Here is a 17612-nt window from a genome sequence, read left to right on the forward strand (position 1 = left end):
AACAAATAACTTTTTAAACTAAATATTAGCCTCATGAAAAGTGGTTATTTCTTTACATTCATTTTTAGCCTAATTTTTTGCTTTTCCAGCTTTGCTCAGAAAAGAGAATTAAGAGCGGTTTGGATCGCTACGGTAAATAATATTGATTTCCCTGCCAATAATTCGATGAGCCCGAACGACCTTAAAGCCGATTATGTTCGCTATCTCGATAAAATAAAATCTACAGGTTTAAATACAGTCATTGTACAAGTTCGCCCTGTGGCAGACACTTTTTATCCTTCTGGGTTTGAACCTTGGAGTAAGTACATGACAGGTAAACAAGGAGTTGCCCCTAACCCCTATTTCAATCCTCTTCAATTTATGATTGAAGAAGCCCACCAAAGAAATTTAGATTTTCATGCTTGGTTTAATCCTTATCGAGCAACAATGAATTCCGATACCACTGCCTTATCGCAAGAACATCCTTTTTATCAGCATAGAGATTGGTTTGTAAAATATGGCAATAAATATATGTACAACCCAGGACATCCTGATGCTAGAGAATATGTGTTGGATGCGATTATGGAAGTGGTGAGACATTACGATTTAGATGCCGTGCATTTCGATGATTATTTCTACCCTTACAAAGTACAAGGTGAAGTTTTTCCTGACTCCACTACTTTTACTGAGAATAATCCAAAGCAATTTGATAAAATCGAAGATTGGAGGAGAGATAATGTAGATTACTTCGTAGAGAATTTATCTTCACGAATAAAACAAGAACGTCCCGATGTCCAATTTGGGATTAGTCCTTTTGGCGTTTGGAGAAATAATGATGTTGACCCCAATGGTTCAAAAACAAGAGCGGGAATTACCAATTACGACGACCTCTATGCCGATGTGGTAAAATGGATGAAAAAAGGTTGGTTAGACTATGTCATTCCTCAAGTATATTGGCATAGAAAGTTAGGTGCTGCTCCTTATGAAGAAGTGGTCAAATGGTGGGATAAAAACTCCTTTGGAACACAATTATATATAGGCCACGCACTCTATAAAGTGGAAAAATGGGAAGCCAACGATGAAATTGCTGCTCAATTAGATATCAATAAGAAATATAAAAATGTACAAGGAAGTGCTTTCTTTAGTGCTAAATTCTTATTTAGTAACCCTAAAAATATAGTGCAGACTTTACAGAGAAGCTACCCTTACTTTACCTTACCTCCTTCGAGCAATAAAATGGATCAAACTCCACCTTCCAAAGTGAGAATATCAAGTACTGAGGGACAACTCGATGCTGGACTTAAGATTACTTGGGAGGATATTAACTTTGATACCAACGCAAAGAAATATTTAATTTATAGATATGAAGATTTTGGATTTGGTGTTTTAGATGGTCAGTTTATTCATAAAATCATCAACAGATCACCTTATAAAGAACAAGTATTTATTGATGATCAATTAGAAAAAGGAAAACAATATACTTATATCATCACGGCATTAAGCAATAACAAAATTGAGAGTAACCGAAGCAATGCTATCACTGTAAAAGCGGGAGGATTTTTGAGTAAAAAAATCAAGGTCGTACATTAACATCAACCGGATAACAACACTAAAATGAATAAAACGAAAAACCCTTTGTTTTGGATTCCAAGTATCTACTTTATCGAAGGTCTTCCTTATACCATGGTGATGACCGTAGCGGTAATTATGTATAAAAACTTAGGCATTCCAAACGAAGATATAGCACTATATACTTCTTGGCTATACCTACCTTGGGTGATTAAACCTTTCTGGAGTCCGGTAGTCGATGCTTTAAAAACTAAAAAGTGGTGGATGTTTATTACCCAAACCCTTATTGGAGGTGCATTTGCCTGTGTTGCTTTCACTCTGCCTGTAGATCAGTTTTTTCAGTATTCATTGGCCGCCTTTTGGATTGTAGCATTTACTTCTGCCACTAACGATATCGCAACCGATGGTTTTTACATGATTGCCTTAAAAGAAGAAGAACAATCTTTATTTGTAGGAATCAGAAGTATCTTTTATCGTTTGGCTATGTGGGCTGGACAAGGAGGAATTGTGATGATCAGTGGTGAGTTATTCGAATATTATGATAACTATAAAACAGCTTGGAGTATCATTTTCTTTGGTTTAGGTATCATCATGGTTGGATTTGCTTTGTACCATCGTTTTATCTTACCCGATGCAGAACAACAACGTTCTGATGACGCGAAAAAAGAAGGGGTGACTGAAGGAGTTTTAATGATGGTTATTCTAATTTCGATTGCCATCTTTGGATGGGGTATCAATGAATATGTGCAACCGGAAAACACCACGCTTACTTATATTCTTTTAGGTATTATCGGCTTAGGCATTTTGATATTCAAGTTTAAAAAAGGAACTCAAGAAAGTACATCAAACGAAGAATCTGCCCTTCGAAATTTCTTCAATAAAAAAGACTTAGTACAGCTCATTGGCTTTATTCTTTTATTCCGTTTGGGAGAAGGACAATTGGTAAAAATCGCCTCTCCGTTTTTATTAGACGATATTGCACAAGGTGGAATTGGACTGGACAATGACACTCTAGGTTTTCTTTATGGAACAATTGGGTTAGGTTGTCTCATTGGAGGAGGAATCTTAGGCGGTATTGCTATTTATGCCAAAGGACTTAAATTTTGGTTGATTCCAATGGTGCTTTCTATCAACCTACCGAATATCGGCTATTGGCTATTATCATCATATCAACCCGAAAGTCAGATTGCTATTGGAAGCGTTATCGCTATAGAACAATTCTTTTATGGGTTCGGTTTTACAGCATTAATGATGTACATGGTCTATGTATCCAAAGGAGAACATAAGACTTCTCATTATGCCATTTGCACGGGCTTCATGGCTTTAGGAATGATGCTTTCCGGTATGGTAAGCGGCTTTATACAGAAGTACTTTGGTTACACCGATTTCTTCTTGATTGTTGTTTTATCGGGTATTCCTGGATTGCTTTGGGCCTTAAGATTAAAGATTGATCCCGAGTTTGGGATTAAGAAGGAAGAATAAAATTTTATACATAGAGGGGAGTAATTTTTCTATATCATCTTTTTAAAATGAATACCTATAGTAATGGGTTTTCAATTCGTAATTTGATCATCAACGATCACTTATTTGAATGAAATGATGAAACAAAGAATTATTACTCTCCTTTTTTTAACGCTAAGCTTACAAACGCTTTGGGGGCAAAATGCTCCAACCACATTTAAAAATCCTATCCTACCGGGATTTCACCCCGATCCTTCCATATGTAGAGTGGGTGATACGTATTACATGGTCAACTCTAGTTTCGAATGGTACCCGGGATTGCCCATTCATAAAAGTAAAGATTTAGTTAACTGGGAGTTGATTGGCTATGGTTTAGACCGACCCGATCAAATTGTTTACAAAGACGGCTTAAGAGATTCGAATGGTATTTTTGCTCCAAGTATTCGTTACCATGAAGGTACTTTTTATATCATCACCACAATGGTCGGACAAAATGGTAATTTTATTATTACTGCTAAAGACCCTGCCGGACCTTGGAGCGATCCTAAATGGATAAAAGATGCTCCTGGTATCGACCCTTCTTTATTTTGGGATGATGATGGAAAATGTTACTACACTGGTGCAGGAATTGTTGACGGAACTGAAAAAGAATGGCCAGGTAAAAACGGTGTTTGGATGCAAGAAATTGATCCTGATAACGCCATTTTAATCGGTGAGAAAAAACAACTTACATACGGTCACGCATCAAATGCTCGGTGGGCAGAAGGACCACACCTTTATAAGATTGATGGAGAATATATACTTCTTATTGGAGAAGGTGGAACTGGAGAATTTCATTCTGTCACCATTTTCAACAGTAAAGATATTTGGGGACCTTACATTCCAAATCACGCCAACCCAATCATCACACATAGACATTTAGGGAAAACCTACCCGATTATTCAACCAGGTCATGCTGATTTAATTCAAACGCAAAACGGTGAATGGTGGAGTGTTCTTTTAGCAAAACGATTGGTGGATGGGTACGTTACTTTAGCTAGAGAAACTTTCTTGGCAAAAGTAATTATGACTAAACAAGAAAGTGGAGTTACACCCATTTATAACCCAGGAATTGGCCTTCTTCAAGAAGAACAAAAAAGACCTGATTTACCTTGGACTCCTGTCAAAAAACTAGAAGAAAAAGACGAGTTCACCTCTGATAAATTGGCATTAAAATGGAACTTCTTACGATCACCTCAGGAAGAATGGTATCAGTTAAAAGACGATCAATTACAAATTCAACTGCGTCCAACAACTCTAACTGATTTAAGTAATCCCTCTTTTATTGGACAAAGAACTACCTCTTTTAATTATTCTGCCTCAACTAAACTATTGTTTAACTCTAAGAAAGAAAATGAAAAAGCAGGATTAGTAATCTATAGAAGACATGGAAATCATTATCAGTTAGTGAAATCGAAGAAAGAGATTTTACTAGTGAAGACTTTTCAAAAAGGCAATAAAGGTGATGTAACTCCAGAGATTATCGCCCGAGTGCCTTATACCAAGAAAGAAGTAGTATTGAATGTTGAAGTAAAAGGAATTTCAGCTCAGTTCTACTATGGGGAAACACAAGATCAACTTCAACCTCTTGGAGGAAAACAAGATTATACCATACTATCTGATGAAGCCACTTTAAAATTTAATGGAGTCTATATCGGTATGTATGCCACTTCGGAGCAACTCCCTAGTAAAACCAAAGCATCTTTCGATTGGTTTGATTTAAAGCCACATCAAGAATTAGAATAAAACAAAGGGGATGCCACTAAAAAGGCATCCCCCACTTTACTTTGATGGAAAATAGTTTGACTAAATTTTAATCCAACTATTTAGTTCTCTTATTATATTAATTCTCTCTACGAACTTTTAAGCCTCCTCTTACACCAATGAAACCATAGTAGTCGTAACCTTCTGACAAGTCTACTACTTTTTCTGTTCCATCAGCAGTTGTGATTGTGATGATGTAATCACATTCGCCACTACCATAATCTACTGTAATTGTATCATCGCCTCTTGTAATCACCTCAGTTCCTTGAAGTGCTACAAATACTGGACGTTCACCCGAACATCTTGGCGAGAATACCAATGCCGAAGTAATCTCTGAAGTAAAACCTGAATTTTCTCCAGTTGATGTTACAGTTAAAGTACCTGTAACTGTTTTTGTACCATTATCCACTTCTTCTTGTAAAGATCTTACAATTGTTTCCGTATAAGCTGCTACATCTTCAGTAGCCGGATGATCAATGGTCACATTTGTTGTTTTTGTTAATGTAGCAGAAGCAATTTTTGGTTTCTTACCTTCCTCTACTACCTCTTCAAAAACCACATTTTCTCCAGTAATCGAAGAAGTACCATTTACTGTATTGTCGTTTCTAGAAAAGTCTTGGAAAGTAGTAGAATGTGCCATGCTCGACTCTCCAAATGTATGCGTACTTGTTACTACACCACTGATTGTTTCCCCTTCTCGGTTTTCACACAAACCATTAGAGAAATCCATTACGACAGTTCTCGTATCGTTTTCATTTGTGATAGTGATGTCCGCACAATCAGCGTGATGACGAGCAAAGAAACGTCGAGCACCAGGTCTAAACGGTCTTCTTTGTACATCGTCCTCACTGTCTGATGTGGTTCTGAATGAAGATGATGATGAAGCAGTACTAGATTCCATCATGTCTTCTGAAATGTTGTCTGTGTAGTCTTGTGCTTCTAAAGCAGAAGAAATCAGGTCAGAGCTTGTCTCGTCAAGAGTCGTATTTAATGAGCTTGAGTCATTATCTTTTAACGAGTCACATGACATTGCCGATACGGCTAAAACAGAAATGATAAGAGCAAATTTTTTAAGTTTCATAATCTTTATTTTTTTTAGAATGCGTTCAATAATTCAATTTCGAATCCCGGTTTCAATCCAATAAAGAGGTGTACCTAAAACTTGTACTCTATTTTTTTGAAATATTTTTTACTTTTTACAAAAAAATGCCCTTACATACATGTAAAGGCACTTTTTTGAAGATATTTTTTTTACAAATTATTTTCGTCGGTACTTCTAATCACGATTTCATCTATATCTAAATCGCCATACCATAACCTCAGAATTCCAATCTTACCTGTAAAATCATACTTTGGAGAAATACTTATCCGATGAGTAAACCAATCAGATTCAGCAATATTTTTTGAAGCTTCAGCATCATTAGAAGAAATAATAGATTCATCATTTCCTACATCAAGTAATTTGATTTGTCTTTTAAACTTCCCTCTTGTTTTTACACTAATCGTATAACTTTCCCCTTTTTTAAACTGAAATTCATTCTTTAAAAACACTATAGTATTGGCCGATTGTCTAGTTTCTTCAATAGATAACTGAAGAAATGAATTTCCATATTGATTATTTACAGACAAACTTCTAGCTAAGCCTTCTTGTTGGAATGCTTTAAATTTAAAGTGCTCGCCCACATTACTTGATGTCATCACGGAGAAATCACATTTGTACACCTCATGCGGCAATTGGGCATATCTATTTTTTATTCTAGAAACGGTAGACACCTTAATGTCATCTACATCTAATACTCCATTCCAATTTCTTAGAATAGCAATTTGACCCACAAAATTATCTGTAGGCGAATATTCTAAAGTATGCTCGTGCCATTCCAATGAGTAATCTTTATCATTTGCGGCATTAAAAGAGGCCCCTTTTACGACCGCTTTCATCGTTTTGATATCAATTAATCTCAGACCTCTCTCAAACGGTCCTCTTGTCTTTAACGTAATAGTGTAGGTTGCCCCTCTATGAAAATGAATCTTTTTCATATCTCTAATCAGAGAATTGTATTCTGTTTTGGAATCCATACCGGGAATATCAAATCTTAGAAATTTATTCCCATGTTCTTTTACTACAGAAATCGTTCTCTTCACGGTAGCATTCGAATAAGCTTCTACTTTATACTCATTGTTCAAAAGTAGATTTTCTCCCTCTTGTTTTGCATCGAATGTATTTTGGTAAATGACATCTTGTCCAAAACTTACCAAATAAAAAACCGTGGTAAATAGTAAAGTTAGTGTCGTCTTCATGTTGGTGTTAATAAGTAAATAATAATTCTTTCAGTTCTTTTGCTGGATATACTGAATAAAGTAAATGTTCTCAATGTTACACATAAATCAGACAATCAGATACATCAAATTATTCTGATTATAAATCAATCCTATCTTATTTTGTTTTTAGTAATACATAAATTATCAATCAAAGAACACTTGTTATTCTAATTCAATTTTCTCTATCTTTAAAAAATATTACTTTTGAACACATTTACTGATTCAATCATTTTCACTGTTGACAATTACTCTTCAGCAGAAAAGCTTCACTATTTTTTAAATGGATCAACAACACTGGAAAGCATTAAAAGAAAAGGACGACGAGAAGGCGTTAAAGTATTTTTATGATCAATACATTAAGCTACTCTATAAATACGGCTATCATTTTTGTCAGGATGCCGCATTAGTGGAGGACTGTGTCCAAGATTTATTTCTAAGGATTTGGGAAAAAAGAAGAACTTTAGGTGATACTGATAATGTAAAGCTCTATCTGATGGTCGCTTTAAAAAGAAGCATCTTCGAAAAAATAAAGAAGGGAAGCAAGGTATCTACCGACGAACAAATCGAAGATACTTTTGATGTTACATTTACCATGGAGGAATCTATTATATCTTCAGAAACAGATCAGATAAACAAAGACAAACTATTAAAGACTTTAGAAACGCTTTCTGGAAGACAAAAAGAGGTGATTTATCTACGTTTTTATAATGGGTTTACTCCAGAAGAAGTGAGCGAGGTAATGAATATTAGCAATCAATCGGTAAGAAATTTACAAGCCTCTGCCCTTAAAAAAATGAGAAATAATATGGGTGATGGTATCAATTTGGTCTTACTCGGATTTTTTATTGAAAATTTCTATTAAAAATTGAGTACAAACCTCATTCTGTTCACTTTACTGAATATAACTAGAAAAAAATGCCGTCAATTGATAAATATATAGAGAATAAAGATTTTGTTGCTTGGGCGTTAGGGGACGACTCCTTTAATGACTACTGGAAACAATATTTAGATCAGCATCCTGAAGAATCTGAAGATATTGAGGCTGCCAAATCTTTTGTACAGAAAACTTCTGTAAAAGATCCTTATTTCTCCGTTCAGAGAGAAAAGGAATTGTGGGATCAGATCTCTGCCAAAGTAGTTCCTAGTAAAACGACCAAAACTGTTTCTATGCAATGGTGGAAATATGCTGTAGCTGTAGTTGTATTAGGGTTCATAGCTTCTTTCTATTTTCTGTACTTTGTGCCAAGTAATCATGTTGAAATTGCACATAAAGGCTATACAAAAGATGTGGATTTACCAGATGGATCTAAGGTCGCTTTAAATGCTGAATCAACGATATCATTTAATAAATCTGAGTTTTCTAAGGAACGTCTTATCGAACTGAAAGGAGAAGCCTTCTTTGAAGTAGAGAAAGGCACGTTATTCCAAGTACAATCTGAAAAAGGTAATGTGACCGTTCTTGGTACAAGTTTCAATATTTATTCTAGAAACGATAAATGGACGGTTGAATGTTTCTCTGGTAAAGTTTTAGTAGAAGATAGAGCAGGTAAATCGGTCACTTTAACCAAAGGTGAAGGTGTAGCATATAAGGATGGTGACTTCGTTTCTTTAAATACTAAAGGAAAATTACCGTCTTGGAAACAAGGTATATTTACTTATCAAAATGAAACTTTGGAAGAGGTATTCCAAGAGGTGCAAAGACAATTTGATGTACGCATCATATATAAAAACCCTAAAGTTCAACATTTAAGATTTACAGGTACAATTACCAACAAATCTTTGGAAACTACTTTAGAAGTAATTTCGAAAACAATGGGTATCAATTATCAAATTAACAAGGATAAAAAAGAGGTTGAGATCTCTATGTAATTACTTTATTTTTCTGACTTCTTTACTTTATACTACGAACATTATTGCCCAAGAGGAAGTCACTTTCACTGCTCAATTTCATGAGGAGCCTATTCAACACGTCTTTAAAGAAATAGAAAAGACATTCAATGTTTATATTTCTTATAGCGAGAAAACCCTAAAAGAACATAAGGTAACAGCCTCAATTCAAAAGGCGAATTTGTACACAACATTAACCCAAACATTGGCTGGATCTTCTTTAGTTTTTGAGGAAGTGGACGACAAATTTATTGTGATTAAAACAAAAGTCTATGCAAAAATAGAACTAGAAGGCAGAGTCACTGATGAAAATAATGAACCTCTACCCTATGCTTTTATCAAAATCAAAAACACTGGGCTTGCTTCTGATACGGAAGGTAGATATCATATTGTGGCATTTGAAAACGATAGCTTAACTTTTTCTTATTTGGGGTATTATCCTCAAACATTATCTATACAAAAAGTACTTGATAAAAAAGGGGGCATCAAATTATATAGAAATACACAGGAACTTCCGGAATTGGTCTATGAAAAACAGCTGAATGAAATCAGTCAGGTCAACCAAGTGGCCGGTATGGGTAAAGAAGTAAAAAACTCAGGAATAGGCAATCTATCCACTGCTGAAAATGATAATTTATATTATGCGGTAAAGTTGCTTCCTAGTGTGAGTAATACCGGATTTTCTTCCGCTTTAGAAGTAAGAGGTGGAGAGGAGGATCAGAACCTCACTTTGGTTGATAAATTCCCGATGTATCAGTTGGATCATTACTTCGGATTGGAGAATGTGATCAATCCTGATTTAACCAATTCGGCTACTTTTTATGCAGGCGGATTTAATAGTCAATATGGCTCGAGGATATCCAGTATTTTAGATATCCGTTTAAAAAATCCACCATTAGATTATGTAGAAGGAAATGTTGGAGTAAGTTTATTAGGTTACAAAGGATATTTATCTTTACCCATCGTTAAAGGAAAACTAGCCGTTTTGGGATCTTATAGAAAATACCATGGAGCCATTGAAAAATGGTTGTATGATAGAGCAAAATCTACAGATATAGAAAATTCGGATTACAACCCGGATCAATTGGCACTTTACCAACAGCAACTTTCCCCTGAAATTGATTACCACGATGCCAACGCAAAAATGGTGTATCAGATGAGTGAGTCTGATGAGTTATCGTTTAGTTTTTTAAACTCAAGAGATAATTATTATACCTCTTATGATTTAAGACCTAGACGTCTTAATCGATTAAAGTTTACCAATAGCGATGAGCGTTTCTGGAAAAACAATGCATTTACCTTAGAGTGGAAAAAAGAAAAAGAGAACTTCACATCATCAGTCTATTCTTCTTATTCTGAAAATGAAAGATATAGAAAAAAGATATTTCATGTAAGAGATACTACTCGTGTATTGCCACAGCAACGAACTTTGGAGACCTATCAAAAGCTGAAGGATTTTAGTATTCATTCCGATCAGTCGATAAAGTTTAATAAAGGAGTATTTGATTTTGGTGCAGTCTACTCTTCTTTTAATGTGCAAAAAGAACTCAAACCAGAATCGTATTTTTCCTATTACGTAGATAGCACACATCAATCACATCAGTTAGGTATCTATTCTCAATATACTTTTAACCTGAAGAGATTAAAGCTAACTGCAGGAGGAAGACTTTGGTATTATCAACCGACTGCTAAACCTTATTTTGCTCCAAGATTACAAGGAGAATTGGCATTGGATCCTCAAAATAAATATGCTTTTACTTTCTCTATGGGTAGGTATTATCAGTTTATCCGTGAGTTATCTGATGAGTTGACCTATGATAGCTATTGGATTATTTCTGATGGAAATCGTATTCCAGTAATCAATGCTAATCATTTTATTGGAGGATTTAAAGCACGACAAAAAAGTCATACTTTTAATATAGAAGGCTATTTGAAAAATAGTGACGGAGAAATGTCGGATCTGGCTTTTAGAAATGTCGTTTTCTTTAGGGATTATATTGGAACAGGTCAGTCGTATGGTGTCGATATGATTTACGAGTACAATCATAAAAATTGGTACAACTACATCAGTTATGGCTACAACCAATATGTGAAAACGTATACTGAGAGAGAACAAGAGAAAAAAACAACACATTTGGTTCAGCTTGCTTCTGTGTACACCAACAAACATTGGAAAATTGGTTTAACATGGTTGCTTAGAGATGTAAATTACGATATCAATTCTTTATTGGCTTCTCGTTCTTCTAACACTGATAACCCTTCCACTTATTCACCCTATGACGTTCCTCTTTACCATCGGTTAGATTTCACTTCTTCTTATGGATTCCGACTTGGCAAACGTTCAAAGGGTGAAATTGTATTTACAGTATATGACCTCTACAATCAAAAAAATACAGAGGAAAGACAGATTACTTCCTTAGGCTCTGATAGCTTGGAGTTTATACTTACAGATATTTCTCAATTAGGTATTTTGCCAAATCTATCTTTTAATCTAATTTTTTAATCATTTTAAGGATTGTTATAAATAAAACATAATTTATTATTTGCAAATGTTTACATAACTATTAAATTTGTGAATATAATAAGCAAACGTGTTTCATAATTACCTATACCTAATTCAATTTTTTAAATCATAAACAAACTGGTCGTTAATGTAACACACTTGTAAATACCTTTTACTACTTATCATTTTTTTGATACTAAATATGAAAAATTCAGGCAATCTATATCCAAAGAATTCAAAGCAAGCAGAACTTAACCGAAAGAAACAAACTCTCTTTGATCAAGGATGGAACGAATCTCCAGACATCTACATTGATAGGTTAAAGAAAATGTTGCAAGACAGTCAAAGATACATTGACAAATTACACAAAACAGTGTATGATAAGAATCAGAAAATGGAGGATATGCAAAATCACATCTATTTTCTTGAAGATGAACTGTATCATTTAACGAACCAACCTCAAGAAAACTTTGAAGGTCAAGAAGATCAAAATCAAATGTTCGAAATGCACAAGAATGATAACTATTCTGATGAACAGGGTAATTATGATATGATGCATAAAGAGGATTCACAAGATATTAAAAGAGACTTGGCTTATTAGTCATAAAATATATTTAGCAAGAAGAGGTTATTTCATTGTTATGGAATAACCTCTTTTTTTTATGTGGTGATTTTACTTAATTAGGGGAAATTTAAACTTTCAAAGAATCATCAATTTTACTGGAATGAAGAAAACTACCTTATTAATAGGTTTTCTGATGTCACTTTTTTGTCTAAGTGCATTTGCTCAAACCAAAAACATCACCCTCGAAAACATATGGTCTGAATACAAATTCTACCCTCGTTCTGTAAGTTCTGTACGTTGGATGAACGATGGCGGATTTTACTCTAGCTTAGAGAAGAATCAGATTGTGAAAAATAATGTTGCTACTGGGGAGGCGGTGGAAACTATCTTAAATGGTAATGATCTAAATATTGCTATCGCTGGCTATTCTTTTTCTGCAGATGAGTCTCAGATGTTATTAATGACGGACAGAGAAGCTATCTATAGAAGATCATTTAAGGCGGAATATTATATCTACGATTTTTCATCAAAGAAACTTTCGAAGCTTTCTGATAATGGAAAACAATCGTATGCTACCTTATCACCTGATGGTAAAAAAGTAGCTTTCGTAAGAGAAAACAACCTTTTTGTTGTGGAATTGGCCGATATGAAAGAAACGCAATTAACGAAAGATGGAAAATTCAATCATATCATCAACGGTTCTGCCGATTGGGTATATGAGGAGGAATTCTCTATGGCAAAAGCGTTTACTTGGTCGCCTGACAGTAAGAAAATTGCTTACCAAACATTTGATGAAACGGAAGTACCTGAATACAATATGCAATATTGGGGACAGTTATATCCTCAAGATTACAGATTTAAATACCCTAAAGCGGGAGAGAAAAACTCTATCGTTTCAGTATCTGTGGTGGATTTAACTTCGGGTAAGCATCAAAAAATGGATATTGGTAAAGAAACTGATATTTACATTCCTAGAATTCAGTGGACACAAGATTCAGGTATCTTATCGATGATCAGAATGAATCGTCTTCAGAATAAATTGGAAATTCTTCATGCAAGTGCTTTAACTGGTAGCAGTGAAGTCGTGCTTTCAGAAGAATCGAAAACTTACGTAGATCTTGATTACAATGATGATTTAACGTACTTAAAAGACGGTAAGCATTTTATCTACACTTCTGAGCAAAGTGGTTATAAGCATATTTACTTGTATGATATCAACGGTAAGTTGGTACGTCAGATTACAAATGGGGAGTGGGAAGTAACTTCTCTAGTAGGTATTAATGAGAATGTAAAAAAGCCGGTTATTTACTATATCTCTAACGAGGAAAATGACTTGGACCGTGACTTCTACTCTATCGACTTGTACGGTAAGAAAAAAGTAAAGCTTTCTACAAAAGCAGGTCAAACTCGAGTGAATATGAGTCATGACTTCAGTTACTATATCGCTGTTCATTCATCGGCTAATGAAGTATCTACTACTTCTCTTTTCAAAACGAAAAAGAATGAGTTGGTGAAAGTATTGGTAGACAATGCTCAGTTTAAAGGTACTATTGAAGAATATGGTTTCGTAAACAAGGAATTGTTCACTTTCAAAACAGAAGATGATGTTGAGCTTTATGGTTATATGCTAAAGCCTGCTGATTTTGATGCGGACAAGAAATATCCAGTGTTGATGTTCCAATACTCAGGTCCGGGATCTAATCAAGTAGCGAATTCTTGGGGTGGAAGTAACTATGCATGGCATCAGATGTTGACGCAAAAAGGATATATCGTTGCAGTGGTCGATCCAAGAGGAACAGGTTCAAGAGGTAGAGACTTCAAACATGTTACCTACAAACAATTGGGTAAATACGAGGCGATCGATCAAATTGCTACAGCAAAATGGTTAGGTGAGCAAAACTATGTGGATGCTTCTAGAATTGGAATCTGGGGATGGAGTTTCGGTGGATATATGTCATCGTTATGTTTATTTACTGGAGCTGATCATTTCAAAATGGCCATTGCCGTTGCACCGGTAACGAACTGGAGATATTATGACACTATTTATACGGAGCGTTTCCAAGCATTACCTCAAAACAATGCAAGTGGTTATGACGATAACTCACCTATTCATCACGTAGATAAATTGAAAGGGAAGTTCTTCTTAATCCACGGTACTGGCGATGACAACGTTCACGTACAAAACTCATTTGATTTATCAACAGCATTAATCAAAGCAAATAAGCAGTTTAGAGAATTCTATTATCCAAATAAAAACCATGGCATCTATGGAGGTAATACAAGATTGCACTTGTACACTCAGATGACAGAGTTTGTGGAGAATAATTTATAATGATAATGTCTTGCCTTAAACATCATCAATAAATTAGGGCGAGCATGAAATAAAAAACACCACTTTTAAGGTCTAAACAGACTTTGAAAGTGGTGTTTTTTTTGAAGAAAAATCGATTCAAATAGGGCGTTTGAAAAGGTAGTAAAGAGAAAATCCCTTTACTACCTCAGATGTTTTCATCAATTAAAAGTAGTTATTATCAACATCATAAATTATATACACGAGTTTACACTCAAACTATAAGTAGTCTCCACCTAATGCCATATAAAGGTTTATCCTTTGTGAAATCTTCTCATATTTTAAATTCAATTGGTTGGTTGATTCGTCAATCAATTGAAGTTGCTTCTGTAATAGGGTAAACATATTCTCGTTACCTACTTGGTATTGCTTTTCAGACAATTCGTAGGTTCTTTGCAGCTTTTCTAACGCTACATTCGATTGTTCGAAACGACCTTCTACTGCTGCTACTCCATTCAAACTTGTTTCTACTTCGCTTAAAGCATTTAAATATGATTTAGCATAGTATAAAACCGCTTGTTTTTGTTGCTCGTTTTGGATAGCAATATTGGTTTTAATGGCTCCTCCTGTAAAGATTGGAGTAACCAAACCACCACCAATACTTAAGATTGGATTCGACAAATTCCACATTCCTTGTAATGTTTTATTTGCCCCTCCAAATGTAGTATTTAGTGTAAGTGATGGCCATCTTGAAGCTTCGGCCACCTCTTTGCTGTAGAATGCTTGAGCCACTGCGAACTGAGAAATCATAATCTCAGGTCTGTTTTCCAACATACTTAATGGTAGTTCCGCCGGAATATTTGATGACAACATCATAAGGTCTTCCTCTACGGCTAACTCACCTTTAGGATAACGTCCCATCAGTAGTTCAATCGCTCTTTTTGTGTCTTGTTCTACCTGATCAAGAATCACCAAAGTTTCCTTGTATTTGGCAATTTGTGCTTCCATTTGAAGAACATCAGATTCTTTAGCCATACCTACTTTTAATCGAACTTGATTAAACTCAGACATCGACTCTGTTGTCTCAATAGCCTCTTTGATTAACTTCTTTTGCTCAGTAATATATACCGAAGTATAATATGCTCTTGCAATAGAAGCTGCCAATACTTGTTTTAACTTTTTCTGTACGTACTCCGCAGAATAGATCATTGTTTCTGCTGCCTTATTTCCATAACGCAACTTTCCCCAAAGGTCCATTTCCCAAGAAGCATTCACGATACCGTAGGAAGGACCTGCTGCATTTTGCACTGGCAAATAAGCAGCTGAAGCTCCAATTCCTACTTGCGGTTTCATTCTTGATTCAGCTAATCGAAGGCCTAAATTTGCTTGTTCAATTCTGGATGACGCGATCTGAACATCAGCATTATATTTATATGCCTCTCTAATTAGTGTATCAATATTTTCAGTCTCCCATTCTTTTACCCAATCCATTTCCATTTTTTGGGTAGAATCCATCTCTTTAAATACCCAATCATTAGGGATAGACATGTTTTCTAGGGCAGTATTGTCCTGTTTGATAGCTTCCTTAGTGGGTGCCTCTTTTAAGTTTAAACAACTACTAAGAGTAACTGATCCCACAAAGAAGAACATCAATGATTTTAATAATTTCATGATGATTGGTGGATTTTAGTGCGCTTTTAAGATCAAGTAATTTACTTTCGCAGAAATACGAATCATTACTTTACGAATGATGTAGAACGGTTGTGTCTGTGATGTATACACAGCAACTGAACCATTCGCACCCATTGGGATGTCTGCTTCCTCTGAAACAAGCTTCACTAAATACTTTCCTCTTTTCTGAACACCTTGATCGATCGTTGGCAACATACCAGAAGGAAGTAATTGACCTCTACTCGATGCCCATACAATAGATTCTACTTTTCCATTGTAGATTACACCTGGCTTAGAAGCAAACGTTAAGTCTACTTCGTTACCTTCTTCCATCTTATGCAACTCGTTCTGATCGAAAGAAGCAATGATATTCTGACGTCCTTCTACCAAAGTCATAAGGTCTGCCAATGGCAATGCCATAGCACCTTTTCTTAGCTGAAGGTTAACCACTGTAGCATCAATTGGTGCTTTTACCACTGTCTGCTCTAAATCCCATTCTGCTCTTTCCAAACGTGCAACAAGTTCTGCAACAGATACTTGCTCACCATTGTATTCCGCTTTAATTGTTGCTAAAATAGAAGCTTCCTGTGCTTTTAATTGCATTAATTGTGCTTCTAATTGCTTCACGTTGTTTTGTGCTTGTTCCAAGTCAAAACGGTTACCAGCATTCGCATCAACTAGTTCCTGGAATTGTGCTTGACGAGTTCTTGCTAATTCCAATTGCGCCTCTACTGCTTTTCTATTGGCTCTAATGGCATCAACATTTCTATATTGTACACTTACTGAAGCTCTTGCTTTCTCGATAGAAGCTTTGATACCTTCAATTTGTGCTTTAAAAGGAGCTTGTTCGATGGTGAATAAAGTATCGCCTTTAGCAATTCTGCTATTTTCTTTAACGAAAACTTCATCTACACGACCTCTAACATTCGCCTTAATTTGTACTGTTTTATTATATACCCTAACATCATCTGATGATGGCATGATGGCGTTCATCGTTAAGATTACACCTGTTACACCGATAACCGGGATTAAAAATACAATAATCTTAGATGTAGTATTCCAAGCTAAAAGTTTGAACTTGATAAAAACCAACCAAACGATTAGACCATAAACGATTAATATTAAATCTAACATGAGAAAATAAATTTAAATAGGTTTAAGTTATGCGACTTCTTTGACTTCTTCCTTAGTGTTTTTCTCACCGAAAGAAGCTTCGTCAGCTTGGAAAAATTGTAAAGGATTTGAGTAGGCCCAAACTAAAGCTAATGGCCATAGCATTCCGCCCATCACTAATGACAATAAGCACATCATATGGATAGAATCTGCTTGAGGGTGATTACGTTTTTTTGCAATCTCTTCTGGAATAATATGTATTTTCCAAAAAATCCACGCACCTATTACAGGTACAACTGTAACTACTACCCAAGCCATAATGTCTGCGAAAGAATTTACTTTCTCTGGACTAATCATAGCCATTGCGTTATTAGGTAATGTAGACAGTATTGTGAATAAAATAAAGGATAAGGTAGTTATCTTTTTCATATCAAGTGGTGTTAATTAAGTTT

The 17612-nt window shown here is 35.2% G+C and carries 13 protein-coding genes; 8 read left to right on the forward strand and 5 right to left on the reverse strand.

Features of this window, described 5'->3' with window-relative positions; translation table 11 throughout:
* The first annotated feature begins 33 nt into the window (after window positions 1-33).
* The 3 genes from KMW28_RS18700 to KMW28_RS18710 all read left to right on the forward strand — a co-directional run bounded on the left by KMW28_RS18700 (window position 34) and on the right by KMW28_RS18710 (window position 4794).
* Window positions 34-1569: a glycoside hydrolase family 10 protein gene (locus KMW28_RS18700; protein ID WP_169666951.1), complete on the forward strand. Its 1536-nt coding sequence runs from the start codon at window positions 34-36 to the stop codon at window positions 1567-1569.
* Between the two features lie 24 nt (window positions 1570-1593).
* The gene (locus tag KMW28_RS18705) at window positions 1594-3030 is read left to right on the forward strand and encodes an MFS transporter (protein WP_169666949.1); all 1437 of its coding nucleotides are present in this window, start codon (window positions 1594-1596) and stop codon (window positions 3028-3030) included.
* A 114-nt stretch (window positions 3031-3144) separates the two neighbouring features.
* Window positions 3145-4794 carry a glycoside hydrolase family 43 protein gene (locus KMW28_RS18710; RefSeq protein ID WP_205958237.1) on the forward strand — a complete coding sequence of 550 codons (1650 nt, stop codon included), beginning with the start codon at window positions 3145-3147 and terminating at the stop codon, window positions 4792-4794.
* Between the two features lie 97 nt (window positions 4795-4891).
* On the opposite strand, the gene KMW28_RS18715 is transcribed toward KMW28_RS18710, so the two are convergent.
* Window positions 4892-5893 carry a hypothetical protein gene (locus KMW28_RS18715; RefSeq protein ID WP_169666947.1) on the reverse strand — a complete coding sequence of 334 codons (1002 nt, stop codon included), beginning with the start codon at window positions 5891-5893 and terminating at the stop codon, window positions 4892-4894.
* Between the two features lie 170 nt (window positions 5894-6063).
* The gene (locus tag KMW28_RS18720) at window positions 6064-7110 is read right to left on the reverse strand and encodes a hypothetical protein (protein WP_066211985.1); all 1047 of its coding nucleotides are present in this window, start codon (window positions 7108-7110) and stop codon (window positions 6064-6066) included.
* A gap of 301 nt (window positions 7111-7411) precedes the next feature.
* Here KMW28_RS18720 and KMW28_RS18725 point away from each other — a divergent pair, with 301 nt between their 5' ends.
* The 5 genes from KMW28_RS18725 (at window position 7412) to KMW28_RS18745 (ending at window position 14418) form a co-directional block, all read left to right on the forward strand.
* Window positions 7412-7993, forward strand: coding sequence for an RNA polymerase sigma factor (locus KMW28_RS18725; RefSeq protein ID WP_169666944.1), 582 nt, complete (start codon window positions 7412-7414; stop codon window positions 7991-7993).
* 53 nt (window positions 7994-8046) lie between these two features.
* Window positions 8047-9000: a FecR family protein gene (locus KMW28_RS18730; RefSeq protein ID WP_169666942.1), complete on the forward strand. Its 954-nt coding sequence runs from the start codon at window positions 8047-8049 to the stop codon at window positions 8998-9000.
* A complete protein-coding gene (locus KMW28_RS18735; RefSeq protein WP_169666940.1) occupies window positions 8984-11521 on the forward strand; it encodes a carboxypeptidase-like regulatory domain-containing protein in 2538 nt (845 codons plus the stop codon). Before KMW28_RS18730 ends, KMW28_RS18735 begins: the two co-directional genes overlap by 17 nt.
* Window positions 11522-11723: 202 nt before the next feature.
* A complete protein-coding gene (locus tag KMW28_RS18740; RefSeq protein ID WP_169666938.1) occupies window positions 11724-12122 on the forward strand; it encodes a hypothetical protein in 399 nt (132 codons plus the stop codon).
* Between the two features lie 124 nt (window positions 12123-12246).
* Window positions 12247-14418 (forward strand): S9 family peptidase, encoded by a 2172-nt coding sequence (locus tag KMW28_RS18745; RefSeq protein WP_169666936.1) that lies wholly within the window; start codon window positions 12247-12249, stop codon window positions 14416-14418.
* Between the two features lie 237 nt (window positions 14419-14655).
* On the opposite strand, the gene KMW28_RS18750 is transcribed toward KMW28_RS18745, so the two are convergent.
* From KMW28_RS18750 to KMW28_RS18760, 3 genes are read right to left on the reverse strand one after another with little or no spacing between them, the layout of a single operon-like run.
* Window positions 14656-16047: a TolC family protein gene (locus KMW28_RS18750; protein ID WP_169666934.1), complete on the reverse strand. Its 1392-nt coding sequence runs from the start codon at window positions 16045-16047 to the stop codon at window positions 14656-14658.
* Between the two features lie 15 nt (window positions 16048-16062).
* Window positions 16063-17181, reverse strand: coding sequence for an HlyD family secretion protein (locus KMW28_RS18755; protein WP_169666932.1), 1119 nt, complete (start codon window positions 17179-17181; stop codon window positions 16063-16065).
* Between the two features lie 27 nt (window positions 17182-17208).
* A complete protein-coding gene (locus KMW28_RS18760; RefSeq protein WP_169666930.1) occupies window positions 17209-17589 on the reverse strand; it encodes a DUF3302 domain-containing protein in 381 nt (126 codons plus the stop codon).
* Window positions 17590-17612 lie beyond the last annotated feature (23 nt).

The organism is Flammeovirga yaeyamensis (assembly GCF_018736045.1).
Lineage (GTDB): Bacteria > Bacteroidota > Bacteroidia > Cytophagales > Flammeovirgaceae > Flammeovirga > Flammeovirga yaeyamensis.